This window comes from Nonomuraea sp. NPDC052634 (assembly GCF_040678535.1).
GTDB classification, from domain to species: Bacteria; Actinomycetota; Actinomycetes; order Streptosporangiales; family Streptosporangiaceae; genus Nonomuraea; species Nonomuraea fastidiosa.
Map to the genome: position 1 here is coordinate 634,339 of NZ_JBFATY010000001.1, position 20,909 is coordinate 655,247.

General features: G+C 71.2%; 16 protein-coding genes. 9 read left to right on the plus strand and 7 right to left on the minus strand.

The annotated features are described in order from the left end of the window. Positions 1-82 precede the first annotated feature (82 nt). Positions 83-2,926: a hypothetical protein gene (locus tag AB0K67_RS03080; protein WP_364051939.1), complete on the plus strand. Its 2,844-nt coding sequence runs from the start codon at positions 83-85 to the stop codon at positions 2,924-2,926. Positions 2,927-3,863: 937 nt separating this feature from the next. Here the strand turns inward: AB0K67_RS03080 and AB0K67_RS03085 are convergent. The 7 genes from AB0K67_RS03085 to AB0K67_RS03115 form a co-directional block, all read right to left on the minus strand. Beyond that, positions 3,864-4,826, minus strand: coding sequence for an NADP-dependent oxidoreductase (locus AB0K67_RS03085; protein ID WP_364051942.1), 963 nt, complete (start codon positions 4,824-4,826; stop codon positions 3,864-3,866). Between the two features lie 281 nt (positions 4,827-5,107). Then, entirely contained in the window at positions 5,108-6,598 is a 1,491-nt protein-coding gene (locus AB0K67_RS03090) for a hypothetical protein (RefSeq protein ID WP_364051945.1), read from the minus strand. Next, positions 6,595-7,506 (minus strand): hypothetical protein, encoded by a 912-nt coding sequence (locus tag AB0K67_RS03095; protein WP_364051948.1) that lies wholly within the window; start codon positions 7,504-7,506, stop codon positions 6,595-6,597. The genes AB0K67_RS03090 and AB0K67_RS03095 overlap by 4 nt, the downstream gene beginning before the upstream one ends. Before the next feature lie 96 nt (positions 7,507-7,602). Continuing rightward, the gene (locus AB0K67_RS03100; protein WP_364051951.1) at positions 7,603-8,805 is read right to left on the minus strand and encodes a cytochrome P450; all 1,203 of its coding nucleotides are present in this window, start codon (positions 8,803-8,805) and stop codon (positions 7,603-7,605) included. A 37-nt stretch (positions 8,806-8,842) separates the two neighbouring features. Continuing rightward, complete coding sequence (gene phnE / locus AB0K67_RS03105) at positions 8,843-10,480, minus strand: phosphonate ABC transporter, permease protein PhnE (RefSeq protein ID WP_364051954.1); 1,638 nt, start codon at positions 10,478-10,480, stop codon at positions 8,843-8,845. Next, the gene (locus tag AB0K67_RS03110; RefSeq protein ID WP_364051957.1) at positions 10,473-11,249 is read right to left on the minus strand and encodes a phosphonate ABC transporter ATP-binding protein; all 777 of its coding nucleotides are present in this window, start codon (positions 11,247-11,249) and stop codon (positions 10,473-10,475) included. The genes phnE and AB0K67_RS03110 overlap by 8 nt, the downstream gene beginning before the upstream one ends. Beyond that, positions 11,242-12,237 (minus strand): phosphate/phosphite/phosphonate ABC transporter substrate-binding protein, encoded by a 996-nt coding sequence (locus AB0K67_RS03115; RefSeq protein ID WP_364051960.1) that lies wholly within the window; start codon positions 12,235-12,237, stop codon positions 11,242-11,244. The genes AB0K67_RS03110 and AB0K67_RS03115 overlap by 8 nt, the downstream gene beginning before the upstream one ends. A 191-nt stretch (positions 12,238-12,428) precedes the next feature. Between AB0K67_RS03115 and AB0K67_RS03120 the strand changes: the two genes are divergently transcribed. The 8 genes from AB0K67_RS03120 (at position 12,429) to AB0K67_RS03155 (ending at position 20,909) form a co-directional block, all read left to right on the plus strand. Next, entirely contained in the window at positions 12,429-13,799 is a 1,371-nt protein-coding gene (locus AB0K67_RS03120; RefSeq protein WP_364051963.1) for a hypothetical protein, read from the plus strand. Positions 13,800-13,876: 77 nt separating this feature from the next. Beyond that, positions 13,877-14,887 carry a PaaX family transcriptional regulator C-terminal domain-containing protein gene (locus AB0K67_RS03125; protein WP_364051966.1) on the plus strand — a complete coding sequence of 337 codons (1,011 nt, stop codon included), beginning with the start codon at positions 13,877-13,879 and terminating at the stop codon, positions 14,885-14,887. A gap of 48 nt (positions 14,888-14,935) precedes the next feature. Continuing rightward, the gene (locus AB0K67_RS03130; RefSeq protein ID WP_364051969.1) at positions 14,936-15,859 is read left to right on the plus strand and encodes a PaaX family transcriptional regulator C-terminal domain-containing protein; all 924 of its coding nucleotides are present in this window, start codon (positions 14,936-14,938) and stop codon (positions 15,857-15,859) included. A gap of 135 nt (positions 15,860-15,994) precedes the next feature. Further along, entirely contained in the window at positions 15,995-16,888 is an 894-nt protein-coding gene (locus tag AB0K67_RS03135; RefSeq protein WP_364051972.1) for a transporter substrate-binding domain-containing protein, read from the plus strand. After that, positions 16,885-17,742 (plus strand): amino acid ABC transporter permease, encoded by an 858-nt coding sequence (locus AB0K67_RS03140; protein ID WP_364051975.1) that lies wholly within the window; start codon positions 16,885-16,887, stop codon positions 17,740-17,742. Before AB0K67_RS03135 ends, AB0K67_RS03140 begins: the two co-directional genes overlap by 4 nt. After that, a complete protein-coding gene (locus AB0K67_RS03145) occupies positions 17,739-18,560 on the plus strand; it encodes an amino acid ABC transporter ATP-binding protein (RefSeq protein WP_364051978.1) in 822 nt (273 codons plus the stop codon). The genes AB0K67_RS03140 and AB0K67_RS03145 overlap by 4 nt, the downstream gene beginning before the upstream one ends. Next, positions 18,557-19,678 (plus strand): CapA family protein, encoded by a 1,122-nt coding sequence (locus AB0K67_RS03150; protein WP_364051981.1) that lies wholly within the window; start codon positions 18,557-18,559, stop codon positions 19,676-19,678. The genes AB0K67_RS03145 and AB0K67_RS03150 overlap by 4 nt, the downstream gene beginning before the upstream one ends. Next, positions 19,671-20,909 carry a CoA transferase gene (locus AB0K67_RS03155; protein ID WP_364051984.1) on the plus strand — a complete coding sequence of 413 codons (1,239 nt, stop codon included), beginning with the start codon at positions 19,671-19,673 and terminating at the stop codon, positions 20,907-20,909. The genes AB0K67_RS03150 and AB0K67_RS03155 overlap by 8 nt, the downstream gene beginning before the upstream one ends.

Here is a 20,909-nt window from a genome sequence, read left to right on the forward strand (position 1 = left end):
TGGGCTACACAAAAGTCCGACTATGGGGACTATCGTGATGAACACCGACCACTAACGGACGATGATGAGACGGAGGGGTAGCGTGGGGAAAGATCGCATCTACGTGGTTTTTATCCATGGCCTCTTCTCAAGCCCCAAGACCTGGAAGCACTTCGAGTGGACAATCCGCACGGATCCTGACCTATCAGACAAAACCACCTTGCTTCACTTCGGCTACTCCTCTCCATTCTTCATCACAAGATTCTCGAGAAAAATACCGACATTCAACGACATTGCCGACAATTTAGGATCGTTCCTTCGAAGCAATGTCGCAGACGGACACAAGGTGTTCCTGGTGACGCACAGCCAGGGAGGCATCGTCGCACAGATCTTCCTGTCAAAGGCCCTGCGGAACGGTGCCTCATACGATCTTTCCCGGATCAGCCACCTGCTCATGTACGCCTGTCCTAACGCGGGCTCAAAGATCGCACTCGGGCTGAGAAGGCTGCTGCTCATCCGGCACCCGCAGGAGTGGCTGCACCGCCGCATGCAAGCGGACGTTCCGGCAATCGAGACCCTTGAGGAGCGTTGCCCCTTCCCCATAACGGCATGCGGCGGTGCCACCGATGGCGTGGCGCCCAACGTCGACGCCACCTATCCCTTCCGCAACAGGGAGACGGTCCCCGGCGACCACAAGTCGATCATTCGGCCGCGCGGCCCGAGCGACGAGTCCTACCAGCTCTTCAAACGTCTTATCCGCCAATATCTGGCATCAGACGGCGGACGTAGCGCTCCACTGGGGGCACCGGCCCCGCCGGCCCCCATCCCCTCCCTCGACGGTATCGCTCAGGTGTCGATCGAACCGCCGTGGTCGCAGCGGGAGGTGAGCGATCTACAGGGTCGCGCCGAGGATGTCGAAGCCATACTGGCCAGCAACGCGAAAGTCCTCGTGCTCGCCGGACTGGGCGGTGTGGGGAAGAGCCGCGTGGCTCTTGAAGCGGCTCACCGGATGCGTCCTCAGCGCGACGTCTGGTGGATCAACGTCACCGAACTTCATACCGCAATGCAGCAACTGGGACTTCGCCTCGGCATTCCGAAGAGCACCCTCGTCGAAGCGACGAGCGCGCGGAACGTTCCGGACGTGATCTGGAACGCACTCGAGAACCATGGACGCCCCTGGCTCATCGTTTTCGACAACGCCGACAACGCCGACTCCCTCGCAGCAGGCATCGGACGAGTCGCCGACGGCAGAGGCTGGCTGCGCACACCCGCTACCGAACACGGCCGGGTCATCGTGACCAGCCATGACCGCAACGAGACCACGTGGGGACCCTGGTGCCAGATCAGGACCATCAATCCCCTGGCAGAAGATGACGGCATAGCGATACTGACCAAGACGGTCGGACAGCCATCAGCCGGGACACGAGAAGACGCGCGACTGCTCTCCAGGACGTTGGGCGGCCTCCCGCTCGCGCTCTGGTGCGCGGCGAGGCACATCAAGAACAGCTTCGAACAGTCCGGGGAGACCGGACACACGTTCACCGCCTATCGGCGTGACCTGGAATCCCGCCTGACAGCGGTCCCCGGATGCGGTCCTTTGGATCAAGAGCTGGGACTGGAGCTGGTGTACGAGGTCTTCAAGATCTCACTCGACGCACTGGCGAAGAGCGGGATGCCTCAAGCGGCACCACTGCTGAAAGTGCTGGCCTGCATGAATCCCAGTGCCATCCCCTATCCGGTGCACACAGCGGAGAAGCTGGCTCACGCCGACTTGTTCGACGGTCACCCCACTCCGGACATCGACAGGATCCTGCAACGACTGAACGATGTCGGCCTCGTCACTTTGCAGCCGGTCCGTGGACAAGGGAACCGGCTGGGTGAATACCTGGCCCAGACCGTCTCCATGCACCCGGCCGTACACCTGGTCCTGCGCACTGACCGCGACGTGATGAGCCGGCCACGTGCCTACTACGGCTTCGCGCTACGACTGCTGGAAGACGCTCTCGGCAAGTCGGATCCCGATCAGAGCGAAGACCGTGCGCTGTGGCAGTTGGTTGCGCCGCATGTCGTGCAAATCACCGACACCGTCGTCGCCACCCTTCCGCACGAGCAGGACCTCATTCGCAAGGCCCTTGGCCTGGCCCGTTCCACGAGCCGCTACTTCATCGCGGCCGGCCTCCTGTCACCGGCCAACGACTTTCTTCCCCGGTTGATCGATCGTTGCGGCTCGTACGGCTTCTCCTCGGATGACAGGGAGATCATGGCACTGCGTCATGAGCACGGACGCATGCTGATCGAGATCGGAGAGGCCGAACTCGCCGAGACACGCCTGCGCGAGCTGATCGCGGATCGCGCGCGCGTACTCGGCGAGAACGACCGCGATACGTGGGCAAGCCGGCACAAGCTCGCCAAAGCGATCCTGGTCCAGGAGGGCCGCTGGCAGGAGGCAGAGCAACTCCTCTGGGGGATTCTCGAAGCCGAGGACGCGCTCGACCCGAACCATACGGACAGCATGGTCGTCAAGCACAGCCTCGCCCGCGCCATCCTCGCGCAAGAAGAAAGACGGGCTCCGCTGGCCGAACGGATGTGCCGGGAAATCCTGAGTCAGTGGGATCCAAGCGGGACTTCACCTCTTAACGAGGTCCTTTTCGTGCGAGGCACGCTGGTCCGCGCATTGCATGTCCAGCGACGTATCGACGAAGCAAGGCAGGAGGCGGAGGCTACGCTCGCGCGCAACCAGGAACGCCTGGATGAGGTCCACGCCATGGCGCTGACCTTCTCCTACATCGCCATCCTGCTGGAGTTGAACGAGCTGAGCAAGGCATACGAGCAGGCCAACGCGCTGCTTGCGCGCCGCGCCCGCGTACTGGGAGATCGTCATCCGGACACCGCACGGACGCGCAAACTCCGTGACGACATCCGGAAACTTCTTCATGGTCCGGAATGAGCGCCCGCCTGCAGGGAAGTCGGCTAATCGTCAACTCCACCAGGCTGACACCGGAGGCGGTTGCAGGCTATTTTGAATGAGCCACGTACACAGATCACCATGTCGAAGGGGACACATATGTCGAAACCAGAGCATGTGCCACAAAGCCCTGCAAGCGACGAAGACCTGACACGCGACGATCTCGCCTTGGTGGAGATTGCCCAGCGACTCGCACGCCAAGCCCTAGAGTCGGAGTACCAAGCCGCCGAATTGAGAGTAAAGGCGGCCGAAATAATCTGAATTCGGCCAGCATGAAACGACAACTCGCCGTGAGCGCACACATGTCGCGCAAGCGGACTGGGCTGGCAACACACCGACCCAGGACGACGCTCACGTCAGGCGACAGGTGAACGATGGCATGCACAGGAGCACGGCAAACGGCGGGCCCGCGTAGCCGACGTCCCAGCAAAGGGGCCCGCCGGACTCTTCGTGCGCTGTCGGGCGACTGCCAGCCGTGAAGTCGAACGGAACACCTACCGCCGGTCACGAACTGCGACGTCGAATGACGTTCTGGAGACACTGAGCGCGCGGCACGAGGTCAGCGTATGGCGACTCGGCGATGTGAACCGCCTTATGTGTCGCAGACAATTCCATAAGGCAGCCCGTCGGATCGTCGCATCGAATTCGACGATTCACCGCGCGAAAAATTCGCCCCACTTTCAGGAATGACTGTGCGACGCGATCGGCAAGCACCGTTCATTATCCATTGGTACGCTCGCTCAACCGCGCCCCTGACGGGCGGATGACGATGAGGACGGTCATGTCGCCCGGCCAGCACCCGATCGGTGGCCATGGCTGAGCATCACGGCGAAATCCACGGTGTTCGTGGCCCCGCGGAGTTCGCGCGTTTCCGGGAATGGCTTGGCGGCGCGGTCGAAAACGATCGTCGATCGAACGGTCAGGTGACGGTGAGGACGAGTTTGCCGCGGGTGCGGCCTTGTTCGCCCTGGCGGTGGGCTTCGGCGGCCTCGGCGAGCGGGTACGTCTGCTCCACCTCGACGGTCAGGTCGCCCTCGTCGATGAGGTCGGCGATGCGGGTGAGGGCGGCGCCGTCGGGCTCCACCAGGATGCCGGTGGCTCGTACGCCCTGCTCGCGGGCGCGGTCGAGCAGTTCGGCGGCCACGCCGGACGGGACGGCGATGAGCAGGCCGCCGGGGCGCAGGACTCCCAGCGAGCGGGTGCTGGTCTGGTCGTGGACGTCGCCGATCAGGTCTATGACCACGTCCACGTCGCGTACGGCCTCCTCGAAGCGCGTGGTGGTGTAGTCGATGAGCTCGTCGGCGCCGAGCGAGCGCAGCCAGTCGTGCTTGGCGGACCGGGCGGTGCCGATCACGTGCGCACCCGCGTTCTTGGCGATCTGCACCGCCAGGTGGCCGACGCCGCCGGCCGCCGCGTGGATGAGCACGCGTTGCCCGCTGCCGATGTGCGCGGTGTCGATGAGGGCCTGCCAGGCGGTGAGGGCGGCCAGGGGCGTACCGGCGGCGGCCACGTGGCCGATCGAGCGGGGCTTGCGGGCGAACTGGCGGGACGGCGCGGTGACGTACTCGGCGTACGCGCCCGCCTGGCGCGGGAACCACGGCATGCCGAACACCTCGTCGCCCGGCTGGACGATGGTCACGCCGAAGCCGACCTCCTCCACCACGCCGGAGACGTCCCAGCCCAGCACGAACGGCGGGTCGCCGAGCACCCCCGCCATGCCGGAGCCCTGGCGGGTCTTCCAGTCGACGGGGTTCACGCCGGCGGCGTGCACGCGTACCAGGATCTCCGTGGGCAGCGGCGCGAGGCGCGGCACCTCGGCCAGGTGCAGCACCTCGGGGCCGCCGAAGGTGTCCTGGGTGATCGCGCGCATGGTGGGTGGCATGGGCTTGGGTCCTCGCTCGGCTCGTACGCCGGACGCCGATCGCCCGGCCGCGACCGGAAGTACCCGGAGCCTGGTAGTGGCTAGCAGAAGGCATTTCTAGCTTTCGGCAAGCAGCGTCCGGTTCTCCTGGTTTCGCGTCCACCCGACTGCTCGACGTCGCCCACGCCGCCCGGCCCGGCCCTCCGCGGCGACCGGCCACACGGCCCGCACCGCTCACAGCCCTCCGCCCCGACCGGTCACACGGCCGCGCGGCCGGACAGCCGCGCGGCCGCATCCCAGCGCTACGGGCGCGTGGTTCCCGCCGGGTACGGGCGGTTGAAGCGGGATGGGGTGAACGGGATGTACCGGGGAGCGGGGTCGGCTCCCAGGCGCGCCGCGCGGGCGTTCATCGCCGGAGCGGACGTCGCCGGCCAGCGGCCCGTGCGCAGCCGGTCGAACATGACGGCCAGCGCGGCGTGCTGCTCCGCCGGTGAGAAGTCGCAGTGGCCGGCGCTCTCGGTGTACGTCTGGCGGAGCAAAGAGCCCGCTCCCGCCCGGCGCACGTTCTCCTCGTACGCCTGCTGCTGGGCCACGGTGGAGATCTGGTCGCCGATGTTCGACAGGGTCAGGACGGGGATGCGCAGCCTGCCGTCCAGCACGAGACCTCGGGCGAACCGCTCGACGGCGTCCGGGTCGGCCGCGATGCGAGGCGCCGCGGCCAGCGTCTTCAGGTCGTCGGCGAGCTTCAGCCCCGCGGCCGTGTAGAGCTCGTCCACGGCGCGCCGCAGCGCGGGCTCGGCCCGGCGGAGTTGCGCGGCGTAGTCGACGCCGGTGTTCCACGACGGGTTTCCGCCCACCACCTGCATGAGCTGGCGGCGGCTGCTCATGGCCTGCCCGACGTACGGCAGGGGGCCTCCGGCGAGCGCGAGGTAGGCGCCCTCTTCGAGAGCGGCGGCGTCGCCGGGTGCGGGCGGCGGTGGCGTGCTGCCGTCGGGGTTCCTGCCCCAGGCGGGAAGCTGGCCGATCGCGGCGGCCAGCGCGATCCTGGCCCGGCCCTCAGGGGTGCGCTGGGCGGCGGCGAGGGCGTCGAACCACGCCTGGCGGGCCGACTCGACGTCCTCCGGGATGTCGATCACCGGGAGTCCCGGGGCGACCAGGCGTTCCAGCACGAACATCGTGTCGAGCTTCTGGTTCCACTGGGCGACGGATCCGCTGAGCCCGCCGCACATGGGGACGGCGGCGTGGAAGGCGCCGGGGTGGAGCTGTGCGGCACCGGCGGAGACGAAGCCGCCCATGGACGCCCCTGAGGCGACGGCGTAGCGGGCCCTGCCGTACGCCTGCTCGAAGCGGGCCAGCGCTTCGGCCTGGTTGTCGATGGCGGCGCGGAGGTTCCAGCCGGTGATCTCCCGGCTGGTCCCGCCTCGGGCGACACCGTCGGCGAGCAGCCGGGCGGTCAGCTCCTCGTTACGGCCGGTGCCGGCGAAGTCGAGGGCGACGACCACGGTGCCGTTCCAGCGGGCCGGGACGACGAACTCGTAAGGCGTGCCGTCGCTGAGCGTGCCGCTGATGCAGGTGGGACGGGCGGGCGAGCCGGGCAGGCACGGCGTCCCGCCCCGCCGTACGTGTGAAGCGGCTGCGGGGGTTGCGGTGGTCTTCCCGGCGGCGGCGCCGGGGACGGAACCGGCGCCGCCACGCGAGACGGCGGCGGCCGGAACGGCCGTGATGGTGGCGGCCGAGACGGCGGTCGTGACCGCGACGGCCAGGCTCAGCATCGCGGATGCGCGGCGGCTCACAGCGACAGCCCCTTCGACTCGACCGTCCAGCCGTCCTCCCCGCACAGCCCGCAGTCCGGGCCGACGAAGCGCGCCCCGGCCTTCCGGTCGCCGCGCAGGGTGTAGTCGAACCAGTCCGCGGCCACCTGCCAGCCCGTCGTCGCCTGGAGCCCGGCGATGAAGCCGACGTGCCCGGCGCTCGCGTTCGAGGCCAGCACGGCGGGGACGTCGAGCAGGGCGTAGTTGTCGATGCTGTTCTGGTACGCGACGTCGTCAGGGCCGCCGTTGACCAGGAGCGTCGGCGTGTGCAGATCGGCGAGGCGGTCGCGTCCGTATCCGCCGAACGCCGGCTCGGGCAGGTACCCGGTGTTGAACCCGGCGACCGCGTCCACGATCGGGTCGGTGCCGGCGGCGAGCGCTTCGACGCCGCCGCAGCTGTGGCCGAGCACGCCGACGCGCGTGGTGTCGGCGCGGCCTTCGAACTGCTTGCGCGCCTGCTTCGATTCGGTGGCCCAGCGGGCGGCGGCGAGCAGCGCCTCGGGGTGCGCGATGGTCTCCTCGGGCGTGCTCGGTACGGGGAAGTCGGACACACCGCCGTTGGCGATCACGATGTACCCCTGGGAGGCAAGGCCGGTGAGGAACGCGATGCCTTCGAGGTTGCTCTTCGCGCAGGCGCCGTTGCCGTGGACGATCACGGGCAGGCTGCCCTTGCGCAGCTTCTTCAGGTCGGCGGGGCGGTAGACGGTGTGGCCGGGGAGCCCGTCGGCGGCCTCTCTGACGGTGGGCAGGACGGTGCGGGCCGCCGCGGGAGCCGGCGGTAAGGGGTTGCGGGCGGGCGAGGCCGTCGCGGCGGGGACGGAGCCGGCGAGGACGACCGCTCCCACGGTCGCCGCCAGCAGCATCCGGGCGGTCTTGAAGCGGGCCGACATCGGTGTGTGCCTCCACATCGGATGGGTGAGGCCGGCAAGAGGGTCGTGCCGGGAAGGGTTGGACGCGGACGAACCCGGCTGGGCCGGGAAGCGGGGTCAGGTGCGGGGGACGAAGCGCAGCGGGGCGGACTTGGGGCCGAATTCGAGCCAGTTGAACATCTCCACCTCGCCGTCCGCCGCGACGAGTGAGGTGCAGGAGAGCAGCTCGCCGAGGGCGGCGGCCAGCTCAAGGCGGGCCATCGCGGCGCCGGGACAGCGGTGCGGGCCGCGGCCGAACGCGAGGTGCCGGTTGGGCCGCCGTTCCAGGTCGAGCCGGTCGGCGTCGTCGAACACCGCCTCGTCCCTGTTCGCCGAGGGGAAGATCATCGCGATCGGCTCACCGGCGCGGATCGTGCGGCCGCCCAGTTCGACGTCCCGGGTGGCGGTGCGGGCGAACACCCGGTAGGGGGCGTACAGCCGCAGCAGCTCCTCGATGGCGGCGGGCAGCAGGCCGGGGTCGGCGCGCAGCCGGTCCTGGAGCGCGGGGTCGCGGGACAGGTGGACGGCGGCGCTGCCGAGCACGGCGTGCGGCGCGCCGATGCCGGCCACGACGGTCTGCCGTACGGTGGCCACGACCATGTCGTGCGGGATCGGCCGCTCAGGGTCGCGGGACGCCTCCAGCAGGCTGGACACCAGGTCCTCGTCCGGGTCTCGTGGGTCGGCGGCGCGTTCGGCGACGATGGTGCGGGCGATGGCGTACAGCTCTTCGCTGGCCGCGGCGACCCTCGCCCGGTCCATCTCCTGGATGGCGAAGCTGTACTCGACGCCGATGCGGCGGATCTCCAGCACCTGCTCGACCGGCAGCCCGAGGAAGATCGCGAAGCACTGCGCCGCGTACGGGAGCGCGAACTCCTGGGAGTAGTCGCCGCGGCCGCGCGCCAGCAGCGGCTCCAGCAGCTCGCGCGCGGCCCGCGCGAAGGCCGGTTCGAGCCGGCGTACGACGGCGCGGCGCAGCACCCGGTCCATGGGGGCGCGGTAGACGCCGTGCTCGGGCGGGTCGAAGTGCAGCGGCGGGCGGCGCTGGGTGCGCGGCACGTGCGGGACGACGTTCTGGGTGGCGGTGCTGAACGTCAGGCTGTCGCGGGCCACCCGCAGCACGTCCTCGTAGCGGGTGGCGGCCCAGAAGCCGCCGAAGGCGTCGCTCCACGGCACCGGGCAGCGCCGCCGCAGGCCGGCGTAGACGGCGTGGGAGCTGTCGAACGTCTCGGGCGCGGTGGGATCCCAGTCGGAGGCGCGGCCGGGGTCCGCGGTGGTGGTCATGGCAGAGTCCCTTCGTCGCGGGCTCGTCCGGTCACGGTCACAGCAGGTGGCGGCGGGCGGTGCGGGCGAGCGTCTCGATGGCGTACACGACGACGGCGATCGCGATGACGATCGCGGCGGTGGTGTCGTAGCGCAGTGTGGCGATCGACTCCTGCATGAGGTAGCCGACGCCGCCCGCGCCCGCGATGCCGAGCACGACCGACTCGCGCAGCGCGAGGTCGGCGACGAACAGGCCGTTCCCGGTGAACGCGGGCACGAACTGCGGCCAGGTCCCGGCGGTGAACGCCTGCCAGCGGCTCGCGCCGACCGAGGTCAGCGCTTCGCGGGGCAGCGGGTCGAGCTGTTCGAGCGAGTCGGTGAAGAACTTGGCGGCCAGCGCCGTGGAGGAGATCCACAGGGCGAGGAAGCCCGCGAACGGCCCGAGCCCGAGCGCGGCGACGAACAGCAGCGCGTACACCAGGTCGGGGACGCCTCTGACCACCACGAGCAGCACCCGCAGCGCCGCGCCGAGTGCGGGCCATGGGGTGGTATTCGCGGCGGTGAGCAGGGCGGCGACCAGCCCGCACGCGGCGCCCGCGGCCGCCGCGCCGAGCGCCATGAGCAGGCTCTCCAGCACCGCCATGAGCAGGTCGAGGGTGAACGCGGGCGGCCACATGCCGGTGAGCAGCGCGCTCAGGTTGGGCCATGCGGACGACAGCCGGCCGGGATCGGGGCGCACCGACCACAGCGCGACCAGGAAGATCACGAGGGCGGCGGTCGCGCCGAGCACGCGCAGCACCCGGCCGCGGTCCCAGCCGACGTCGTACGGTGCCCGCCCGGCGGGCAGCGCGGCGGCGCCCGGCGTCCGCCCGGTCGATCGGCGGCGCAGCGCCACCGACAGCAGTTCGAGCAGCAGGACGAGGGCGACGATCACGCAGATGATGCCGGCGGCGCGGTGGTAGTTGAGGCTGCCGAGCGCGGTCTGCAGCGCCACGCCGATGCCGCCGGCTCCGACGATGCCGAGCACGGCGGAGGCCCTGATGTTGATGTCGAGCCGGTACAGCACGATGGCGGTCAGCGCGGGCAGGACACGGGGCAGGACGGTGGCGGCGGCCACCTGCGCCTCGCGGGCGCCGCACGCGCGCGCCGCCTCGGCGGGGGCGGGGTCGGTCTCCTCGATGGCGTCGGCGAGCAGTTTCGCGATCATGCCGACCGAGTGGACGGCGACGGCGAGCGCGCCGGCCGCCGGGCCGAGCCCGAAGATCCTGACGAACAGGATCGCGAAGGCCAGCGTGGGCACGGCTCTGGTGAGCACGATAATCGCGCGGGCGGCCTGCCGCGTCCACGCGCTTCCGCGGTGGGTGCGCGCGGCGGTGAAGGCCAGCGGTACGGAGGCCACGGTGGCCAGGCCGGTGCCCGCGACGGCGATGAGCAGCGTCTCGGCGATCATGGACGCGACGTCGCCGGCGGCGGGGAAGGTGGGCGGCCACATCCGGGCGAGCAGCCGGGCGGTGTCGTCGAGCCCGGCGGCGAGCGTGGCCGGGGACAGGCCGATCCACCAGAACGCCAGCCAGGTGACGGCCACGGCCGCGCCGAGCAGCCCGGCCGCGACGAGCGCGCGGCCGCTCACCGGCGGCCGGAGGGGGCCGGGGTCCTGCGCGGCGGTGGCGGAAGGGGCAGGGGCGGTGTCAACCATCGCGGGCCCCCGCGAGGTCGTAGATCGTCCGGAGCCGGGCGGCGGTGAGGTCGCGGGCGGGCTCGTCCAGCACCAGGCGGCCGCCGCGCAGCGCCACCACCCGGTCGGCGGTGGACAGCGCCAGCTCGACCTGGTGCAGGCTGCACAGGACGGAGATGCCGTCCTCGGCGCTGATGCGCTTGAGCGTGTCGAGCACGAGCACGCTCGCCGCCGGGTCGAGCGAGGCGACCGGCTCGTCGGCGAGGATCAGCTCGGGGCCCTGCAGCAGCGTGCGGGCCACCGCGACGCGTTGCTGCTGGCCGCCGGAGAGCGTGTCGCAGCGCTGGAAGCGCTGGTCGGCCAGGCCGACCCGGTCGAGCTGCTCGACGGCGCGGGCGCGCAGCGCGCGCGGGTAGCTCATCACCCCGTAGCGGGGCAGGCGCAGCGTGGCGAGGGCTCCCATGAGCACGTTCTCCATCGCCGACAGCCGCCCGACGAGGCCGAACTGCTGGAAGACGAAGCCGACCCTGGCCCGCAGGGCGCGCAGCCGGGCGCGGGAGCAGGCGGCCGGGTTCTCCCCCAGCGTGCTGACGGTGCCGCGGTCCGGCAGGTGCATGCCGTTGACCAGCCGCAGCAGCGTGGACTTGCCGGCGCCCGACGGTCCCGTCAGGGCGACGAAGCTCCCGCGCGGCACCTCCAGGGAGACGCCGTCGAGCACGGTGACGCCGTCGAAGCTCTTGCCGACGTCCGACAGGCGCAGGACCGGGTCGCCGTTCGTGATCTCAGCCACCGGACGTGCACACCTCCGCCTTGGTGACCTCGCAGATGCGGGTGATCGGCTGGTAGGTGGCGTCGGTGGCCTTGACGAACGTCCAGGCGGTGGAGGTGCCGAGCGTGCAGGCGGGGGCGCCGGCGTGCTCGCCCCAGGTCTTCGGCCCCTTGATCTCGCTGCCCTTGCACAGCCCGGCGGAGGCGGCGCCGGTGGCGGTCAGGCCGGTCACGGCTTTGGCGATCTTGTCGCGTACGTCCTGCGGCAGCCAGGTGCCCACCACGATCGGCGGTCCGGGGATGAGCGGCGAGGTCCACACCTTGGTGACCTGTCCGGGCTTGAGCTGGCCGCGGGCGGGCAAGAGCTGGTCGATGAAGACGTCGCCGACGAAGGCGATGTCGCAGTCGCCGGCCAGCAGCGAGGCGACGGCGGTGTCGTGCCCGTGGGTGAACACGGTCTTGACGTCCTTGTCCACGTCGACGCCGGCCTCGCGCAGGGAGGCGAGCGGCTGGAGGTAGCCGGTGGTCGAGCCGGGGTCGGTGAAGCAGACGTCCTTGCCCGCGACGTCCTTGAGCGAGGAGATGCCGCTGTCGCCGCCGCGGGTCACGCCGTAGGCGTACGCGCCGGGCTCGCCGCCGGGTTCCGCGACCGGCACGGCGACGGGCTCGACGTCGGCGCGGGTGCGGGCGAGGTAGTAGCTGAACGCGCCGTAGACGGCGACGTCCACCCGCTTGGCGACCTGCGCCTCGACGACGGCCGCGTTGCTGGTGACGGCCTGGAAGCGGACGGGGATGCCGAGCTCTTTGCCAAGGGCGGTGACGATCGGGGCGAACGACGCCTCGAGGTCGTCGCTCTGCTCTGACGGGATGGCGGCGAAGACCAGCTCGGCGGGCCGGCCTCCGTCGGCGGACGCGCTGCGGGTGGTGCTTCCGGGGCCGGCGCCGCAGGAGGGCAGGAGTGCGATCGCGGCAGCCGCCGCGATGGCGCCCAGAGCTGACTTGCGGAACATCGAGGCTCCTCACATGCAGGTGGTCGGGCCAAAGTAAGCAGCCCTCACACCATTGTCAACACTTATGTGACGACCGTAGGATTTGTGTCGAATAACATCGGCGACTCGATCCGGACGAGCGTCCCTCGATGTGTTGCCTTTCTTTGCGTTGCAGCTTCCCACCCCTGGAGGCGGACATCAATCCCCTTATCGTGATCAAACGGGCATCCTGCGCCGCGACGGTGCTCGCGGCGCTCGCCCTCGCACCACCGGCATCCGCCCAGGCCGCAGGGAACGGCCCGCTCAGTCTCGCGGGCGTGCACCCGAGCGGCGCCACGTACGCGATCGAGGTCCCGCGCGACTGGAACGGCACCGTGCTCTCCTTCACCCCCGGCTACGGCCAGGGCGCCGGTCCCGAGCACCGGCCGGCCGAGCTCGGCGGCGACGCGGCCTCGCGCGCCTGGTTGCTGGCCCACGGCTACGCGCTGGCCGGGACCCGCCCGTACGGCGACGGCTGGGCGGTCGAGGAGAGCCTGCGCGCCTCGGCCGAGACGCTGGCGACGTTCGCGAAGGCCGCCGGCGAGCCGGAGATGACGCTGGCGTGGGGCGCGTCGATGGGCGGCGCCATCGCGGCGGGCCTGGCGGAGCTGCGGCCCGATCTGATCGACGGCGCGCTGCCGTACTGCGCCTCGGTCGCCGGGCCGGTGGCGATGCTCAACCAGTCGCTGGACGCGGCGTTCGCGTTCAAGACCCTGCTCGCACCCGGCGAGGACGCGATCAAGCTGGTCCGCCTGGCCTCGGCGGAAGAGGAGGCCCGCAGCACGGCGGCCGCCCGCGAGGTGCTGGAGGCCGCGCAGCAGACGGCGCAGGGCCGGGCGCGCATCGCGCTTGCGGCCGCCTTCGCACAGGTCTCGACCTGGTCGGTGCCGGATACGCCGGAGCCCGCGCCGCACGACTGGGAGGGGCAGCAGGCCCAGGAGTACGCCGCGTTCATGGCGACCGTCTTCTCCCCGCGCCATCCGCTGGAGCAGCGGGCGGGCGGGAACTTCTCCTGGAACACCGGGGTGGACTACCGCAAGCAGCTGCGCGAGTCGGGGCGCGAGCGGCAGGTGCGCGCGCTCTACGAGCGGGCGGGGCTGGACCTCGACGCCGACCTCGCGGCCCTGGCCAAGGCGCCCAGGGTGGCCGCCGACCCGGAGGCGGTGGCGTACATGGAGGACTACTTCACCCCGCGCGGCCGGCTGGGCGTGCCGGTGCTGACGCTGCACGAGCGCGGCGACAACTACCCCACCGTCACCCAGGCCCGCGCGTACGCCGACGCGGTCAAGCGAGCCGGGAAGGGCCCGCTGCTGCGGCAGGCGTACGTGGACAGGCCCGGTCACTGCCGCTACACCGGTGCGGAGTTCGCCGCCGCGGTCGAGACGTTGCGCGACCGGGTCGCCACCGGCCACTGGAAGGACACCCATGCTCACGGGCTCGGCCGGCTGGCCGCGCGCCTGGCCGACGCCGACCCCGGCCTGGGAAGCGCGCAGTTCACCGATCACCGTCCCGGCCGGTTCCTGCGCCCGCACGTGCCGCGATGAGAGGAGATCGAGATCGGTGAGGACGTAGGATTCAGCCGGCCGCAGCCGACAGGACTTCAGATGATGGGGGGCGCCAGGTGACCGCGTCGCCGGAGCCCGGCGCCCTGCCCAGAGCGCGGCAGGGGGCCGAACCTCAGCGCCTGCTGACCACGCTGCTGGGCGACTACTGGTTCTGGCGGCAGGAGCACATCCCGTCGGCGGCGCTGGTCCGCCTGCTGGAGGAGTTCGGCATCACACCGGCCGGGGCCCGCGCCGCGCTGCGCCGGGTCACCTCGCGCGGGCTGCTGACCAGCTCGCGCAACGGCCGCACGACCGCGTACGGGCTGCCGCCGAGGGCCCATGACGTGATCGTGGCGCACATGCGCAGGCTGCTGACGTTCGGCGCGGTCACGCCGCGCTGGGACGGGCAGTGGACGGTGGTCGCGTTCTCGGTGCCCGAGGAGCAGCGCGACGTGCGCCGCGCGCTGCGCGACGGGCTGCGCCTGCTGCACTTCGGCATGGTCTTCGACGCGGTCTGGGTGTCGCCGCACGACCGGGCGGACGACGCTCTCGCGCTGCTGAGCAGGCTGGGCGTGCGCGGCGCCGCGGTGTTCCGCGCCCGCGAGATCGCCGGCGGCGACCTGGAGCCGGTGCTGGAGCGGGCGTTCGACGTGAACGCGCTGCGCGAGCGCTACGCCCGCTTCATCGAGACCCACCGGCCGATCGCCGAGCGGATCGCGGCCTCCAGCCCGCCGCCCGCGGAGGCGCTGCGGCTGCGCACCGCGATCATGACGGACTGGCGGACGTTCCCCGCGCTCGACCCCGACCTGCCGGCCGAGCTGCTGCCGGACGGATGGCCGCGTGCTGAGGCCAGGCGGCTCTGCGTGGAGATCTACGACTCGCTCGGCAAGCCGGCCGAGGAGCGCTTCCGCGAGATCCTCGCCGGGTTCGACCCCGAGCTGGCCGGGCTGGCGGCGCATCACACCTTCGCGCAGGCGGCCACGCTGGAGTCGCCGGTGATCCGCCGCCGTACGAGCTTCGACGAGGACACCGACCGGGCCCGCCTGGACCTGCTCGACGAGAACGGCCGGTCCCGCCAGAAAGCATGACATCTCGATAACGACCGCACTTGCAAACGTTGTCAATATACTCGGGATGTGAATGATCGGAAGCTGTCTGAGGCAAGAGACATCGACTTTCCGCGCTTCCAGGTGGGCACGCCCCCGCAGCACCTGATCACGACGCTGCTCGGGGACTATTGGATCAGCCGGCCGGAGCAGCTGCCGTCGGCGGCCCTGGTGCGGCTGGCCGAGGAGTTCGGCGTGTCCGCCGTGGCCGCCAGGGCCGCGCTGAGCCGCCTGACCAAGCGCGATCTGCTGGTGTCGTCCAAGTCGGGGCGGCGCACCTATTACCGGCTGACCGACCAGGCCGCCGCGGTGCTGCAGGAGGGCCGCCGGCGGATCATGTCCTTCGGCCTTGAGCAGGGCCCTTGGGACGGCCGGTGGGTGATGGCCGCGTTCTCCATCTCCGAGGAGCAGCGCGACCTGCGGCACACGCTGCGCGCGCGGCTGCGCTGGCTCGGCTTCGCCCCGCTCTATGACGGGCTGTGGGTCTCGCCCAGGGCGGACGCCGACGGCGCGGCGGCGGTGCTGGCCGAGCTGGAGATCCCCATGGCGACGGTGTTCCGCGCCGAGGCGCTCGGCCTGCCCGGCATGCGCGCCCCGCAGCAGGCGTGGGACTTCGACGCGCTGCGGCGCGCGTACGACGACTTCATCGCCCGGTACGAGCCGCTGCTCGACCGCGTGCGCCGGGGCACGGTCGGCGCGTCGGAGGCGCTGGTCGCGCGCACGGGGCTCATGGACACCTGGCGGACCTTTCCCAGCCACGACCCCGACCTGCCCGCCGAACTGCTGCCCGCCGACTGGCCGCGCGCCGCCGCCCGCGACCTGTTCGTGGAAATATACGACACCCTCGGGCCGCTCGCCGAGTTCCGCGTCCGGCAGATCGTCGCCGGGTTCGACCCCGCGCTGGCCGAGCTGGTCTCCCACCACCGGACGGGCTCCATCCTCACCCCCACCTGATCGCCCCTCCTGATCGCGCTTCCCCGCTCTCCGCCGCACAACGGGCCCTTGACAGCTGTGCACCTCAACGTGTGACACTTGCCCCAACGACCGCACATCCAAGTGCATCATTAGCTGGTCGCGGAAGGACCCCCCATGAGACTGTCCAGGACCATGCTCGCGGGAGCGGCGGCGGTGGCTCTCGCCTCCGTCGCGGCGTGCGGCGGAGGCGACGGTGAGGCGCAGCGGCCGGCCGGCGCGACGGCTCTGTACGACGCTCTACCCGATGCCATCAAGGAAGCGGGCGTCATCCGATTTGCCGGTGATTCGCATCCGCCGTACCGGATCGTCGCCGACGACGGCAAGACCGTCACCGGCATCGACAAGGAGCTGCAGGACGCCCTCGGCAAGGCGCTGGGCGTGCGCACCGAGATCTCGATCGTGAGCGGCCTGCCCGCGGCGCTGTCCGGCATGCTCGCCTCCCGGTACGACGCCTTCAACGGCCCGGTCAAGGACACCGCCGAGCGCGAGAAGCAGTTCGACGCGATCGTCTGGATGGTCACCAGGACCTCCTACCTGATCCCCAAGTCCGGCTCCGCGGCCATCAAGAGCTCGGGTGACCTGTGCGGCAAGCGCGTCGCGGGCACGGCGGGCAGCATCGTGGAGGACCAGGTCAAGCGCCTGACCGACTGGTGCGCCAAGCAGGGCAAGCCGAAGATCGACTTCATCGGCTTCGCCGACACCAACGGCACCATCCTCGCCGCCAAGTCCGGCCGCGCCGACGCGGCGGGCATGACCGAGAGCGCCGCGCTCGACGTGCTGAACAAGGAGAAGGACGCCTTCACCTACGTCACCCAGACCGACGAGCAGGGCGCCGGCGTCGATCAGCTCGCGATGCTCGTGCCCAAGTCCAGCGGTCTCGGGCCGGTCATGCTCGACGCGTTCAAGGAGATCTTCAAGAACGGCGAGTACAAGCGGATCATGGACAAGTACGGGCTCCAGAACGTCGCGGTCGAGGAGCCCGCGATGAACACGGCGGCCGGGCGATGAGCGTCGCCCCGCAGGCCGCCGCCCGGCCCGTGGACGTCGCCACGGCCCGGCCGCGCATCCGTCCCCTGCGCTGGGTGGCCGGGGCCGTGCTGCTCGTCCTGGCCGCGCAGTTCGCCTGGTTCCTCGTCACCAACCCGCGCTTCGAGTGGCCGGTGGCCGCCCGCTACCTGTTCGACCCGAACATCCTGCGCGGCCTCGGCATGTCGCTGCTGCTCACCGTCATCGGCATGGTGCTGGGCAGCCTGCTCGGCGTGCTGCTCGCGGCCGGCCGGCTGAGCGGCTTCAAGCCGGTGTCGTGGGCGTGCGCGATCTACGTGGCGGTCTTCCGCGGCATCCCGCCGCTGGTGCAGCTGATCTTCTGGTTCAACCTCGGCTACCTGCTGCCGCGCATCTCGCTGGGCGTGCCGTTCGGCCCGACCTTCGTCTCGTGGCCGACCAACTCGGTGATCAGCTCGCTGACCGCCGCCATCATCGGGCTCACCCTGCACGAGGCGGCGTACATGGCCGAGATCGTCAGGGCGGGGATCCTGGCGGTGGACTCAGGGCAGCGCGACGCGGCCCGCGCGATGGGCTTCACCGCCGCGCAGGGCTTCGTCAAGGTGGTGCTCCCGCAGGCGATGCGGGTGATCGTGCCGCCGACGGGCAGCCAGTTCATCAGCCTGCTCAAGGGCACCTCGCTGGTCAGTGTGATCGCGATGGCCGACCTGCTGTACTCGGTGCAGGTGATCTACAACAGGACGTACGAGATCGTCCCGCTGCTGATCGTCGCCTGCGCCTGGTATCTGGCGGTGGTCACCGTGCTCTCGCTCGGCCAGCGCCGCCTGGAGCGGCACTTCGGGAAGGGGCAGCGGTGAGGGAGACGCCGGTGCTGCGCGTCTGCGACGTGCGCAAGCGGTTCGGCGGCCACGCGGCGCTCGACGGGGTGAGCCTCGACGTGCACGAGGGCGAGGTCGTCACCGTCATCGGCCCGTCCGGGTCGGGCAAGTCCACGCTGGTGCGCTGCGTCCACCAGCTGGAGAGCATCGACGGCGGCGCGATGTACCTCGACGGTGAGCTGCTCGGCTACGAGATGCACCGGGGCCACCTGCGCCCGCTGCCGGACCGCCGGGTGGCCGCCCAGCGCAGCCGCATGGGCATGGTCTTCCAGCAGTTCAATCTGTTCCCGCACTGGAGCGTGCTGCGCAACGTCGTCGAGGCGCAGGTGGCGGTGCACGGCCGCGATCCGGAGCGGGCGCGCGCCGAGGCGCTGCGGCTGCTCGACCGGGTGGGCCTGGCGGACAAGGCGGACGCCCATCCCCGGATGCTCTCCGGCGGCCAGCAGCAGCGGGTCGCCATCGCCAGGGCCCTGGCCACCGACCCGCGGATCATGCTGTTCGACGAGCCCACCAGCGCCCTGGACCCCGAGCTGGTCGACGAGGTGCTGAGCGTGGTGCGCGACCTGGCGCGCGGCGGCATGACCATGATCATCGTCACGCACGAGATGAGCTTCGCCCGCGAGGTGGCCGACCGCTGCGTCTTCATGGAGCAGGGCCGCGTGGCCGCGACCGGCACGCCCGAGGAGATCTTCGACTCCCCCGCCTCGCCCCGCCTGCGGGCCTTCCTGTCGCGCTTCACCGGGCGCGCGGAGGGGGCCCCTTCGGACCACGTGCTTGAGGAGGAGAGCACTTCGTGAGCCTCACGGTGATGGCCGTCGGCGACCTGGTCGTCGACGAGCCCGATCCCGCGTCCTTCTTCGACCCCGCCCGCGAGACGCTGGGCCGTGGCGACGTGGTGATCGGCCACGTCGAGGTGCCGCACAGCACCTCCACCGCCCAGGTCAGCACCGACGTGCCCGCACCGCCCGCCGACCCCGCCGCGCTGCGCGCCGTCGCCGAGGCCGGCTTCCACGTGGTGACGCTCGCCGGCAACCACGTCTACGACGCCGGCGACCAGGGCGTGGCCGACACCATCGCGTACGCGGCCGAGGCCGGGATGGTCACGACAGGAGCCGGCATGACGCTCGCCGAGGCCCGCCGCCCCGCCGTGGTGACCCGCGACGGGCTGCGCGTCGGCGTGCTGAGCTACAACTGCGTCGGTCCCCGCGAGTCGTGGGCGACCAGCCGCAAGCCGGGCTGCGCGTACGTCAAGGTGCTCACCCACTACGAGCTCGACCACGCGAGCCCCGGCGGCCCGCCGACCGTCTACACCTTCGCCGCCCCCGAGTCCCTGGAGCAGATGGCGGCCGATGTCAAGGCGCTGGCCGCCGAGGCGGACGTGGTGCTGGTGTCGCTGCACAAGGGCGTCGGGCACACGCCGGCCGTGCTGGCGATGTACGAGCGGCCCGTCGCGCACGCCGCGATCGACGCCGGCGCGCACGCGGTGTTCGCCCATCACGCCCACATCATGCGCGGCGTGGAGATCTACCGCGACCGGCCGATCTATCACGGGCTGGGCAACTTCGTCACGGTCACCCGGGCGCTGACGCCCGCGCCGGGCGACGAGGGCGAGCGGGCCGCGTGGGCGCGCCGCAGGGTCGAGCTGTACGGCTTCGCCCCCGACCCGGACATGCCGTACTACCCGTTCCATCCGGAGAGCCGCAACACCGCGATCGCGCTGTGCCGTTTCGACCGGAACGGCCTCGTCTCGGCGGGTCTGCTGCCCTGCTGGATCGACGGCGCGGGACGCCCGGTGCCGCTCGGCGACGGCGAGCAGGGCCGCGAGGTGGCGGCCTACATCGAGCGCATCACGCGGCAGGCGGGCCTGGAGACGGAGTTCCGCTGGGAGGGTGATGAGGTGGTGCTGCGTGGCTGAGCGCCCGCTGGCCGGCCGTACGGTGATCGACCTGACCACCGCGCTGTCGGGACCGTACGCGACCCTGCTGCTCGCCGGGCTCGGCGCCCGCGTGATCAAGGTGGAGAACCCGCTGACCGGCGGCGACAGCTCCCGCAACAACGCCCCCTACCTCGGCGCGGACGGCCTGTCGCTGGCCCGCCGCGGCGAGGACGACATGTCGGTGTCGATGCTGCTGCGCGGCCGCAACAAGCAGAGCGTCACGCTCAACCTCAAGCACCCCAAGGCCCGCGACGTGCTGGCCGGCCTGGTCAGGGTCGCCGACATCATGATCGACAACTACAGCGCGGGCGTGACGGCGCGGCTCGGCATCGGCCACGACTGGGCGAGCGCGATCAACCCGCGCATCGTGTGCACGTCGATCAGCGGCTTCGGCGGCCAGGGCGGTCCCGGCTCCGGCAAGGCGATGGACACCATCATCCAGGCGCTGAGCGGCGTGATGATGACCGCGGGCGCGCCGGGCGAGCCGCCGGTCCGCTTCGGGCTGCCGGTGGGCGACCTGGTCGCCCCGCTGTACGCGGTGATCGGCACCCTCGCTGCGGTGCTGCAGGCCGACGCGACCGGCAGGGGCCAGCACGTGGACGTGTCCATGCTGGGCGCGCTCACCTCGCTGGTGGCGTGCGAGCCGTTCGACGCCTACGAGAAGCTGGGCCTGCCCATGCGCACGGGGGCGACCGTGCCCAGGCTGGCCCCGTTCGGAACGTTCCCGGCCGCGGACGGCTGGTTCGCACTGTGCGGACCCACCGACGCGTTCGCGCGCGGCCTGTTCACCGCGATGGGCCGCGACGACCTGGCCGCCGACCCGCGCTTCGCCTCTCGTGACGCGCGCGTGGCCCACGCCGGCGAGCTGCACGAGCTGGTGGGCGCGTGGGCGGCGCAGCGCCCGCTCGCCGAGGTGCTGGACCTGCTGGCGCGGCACGGCGTGCCCGCCGCCGAGGTGCGCGAGCCCGGCGACGCCGTACGCGACCCGCTCGTGCTGGAGCGCGAGGAGGTCGTGCCGCTCGCGCACCCGCGCCACGGCGACCCGGGCGACCTGTACGGCACCGGCGTGCCGATCCGCTTCTCCGGCGCGGAGGCGGCGCTCGACCGGCCGGCGCCGGCGCTCGGCGAGCACAACGACGAGATCTACGGCGGGCTGCTCGGCTATTCCCCCGAGGAGCTGAAGGCGCTGGCCGAGGAAGGGGTGATCTGA

What these genes read in the sequence shown, in the direction of transcription:
- AB0K67_RS03085 (WP_364051942.1), bottom strand. Translation starts at nt 4,826, where the DNA reads ATGCCACCCACCATGCGCGCGATCACCCAGGACACCTTCGGCGGCCCC.
- AB0K67_RS03115 (WP_364051960.1), bottom strand. Translation starts at nt 12,237, where the DNA reads ATGTTCCGCAAGTCAGCTCTGGGCGCCATCGCGGCGGCTGCCGCGATC.
- AB0K67_RS03135 (WP_364051972.1), top strand. Translation starts at nt 15,995, where the DNA reads ATGAGACTGTCCAGGACCATGCTCGCGGGAGCGGCGGCGGTGGCTCTC.
- phnE (WP_364051954.1), bottom strand. Translation starts at nt 10,480, where the DNA reads ATGGTTGACACCGCCCCTGCCCCTTCCGCCACCGCCGCGCAGGACCCC.
- AB0K67_RS03095 (WP_364051948.1), bottom strand. Translation starts at nt 7,506, where the DNA reads ATGTCGGCCCGCTTCAAGACCGCCCGGATGCTGCTGGCGGCGACCGTG.
- AB0K67_RS03100 (WP_364051951.1), bottom strand. Translation starts at nt 8,805, where the DNA reads ATGACCACCACCGCGGACCCCGGCCGCGCCTCCGACTGGGATCCCACC.
- AB0K67_RS03140 (WP_364051975.1), top strand. Translation starts at nt 16,885, where the DNA reads ATGAGCGTCGCCCCGCAGGCCGCCGCCCGGCCCGTGGACGTCGCCACG.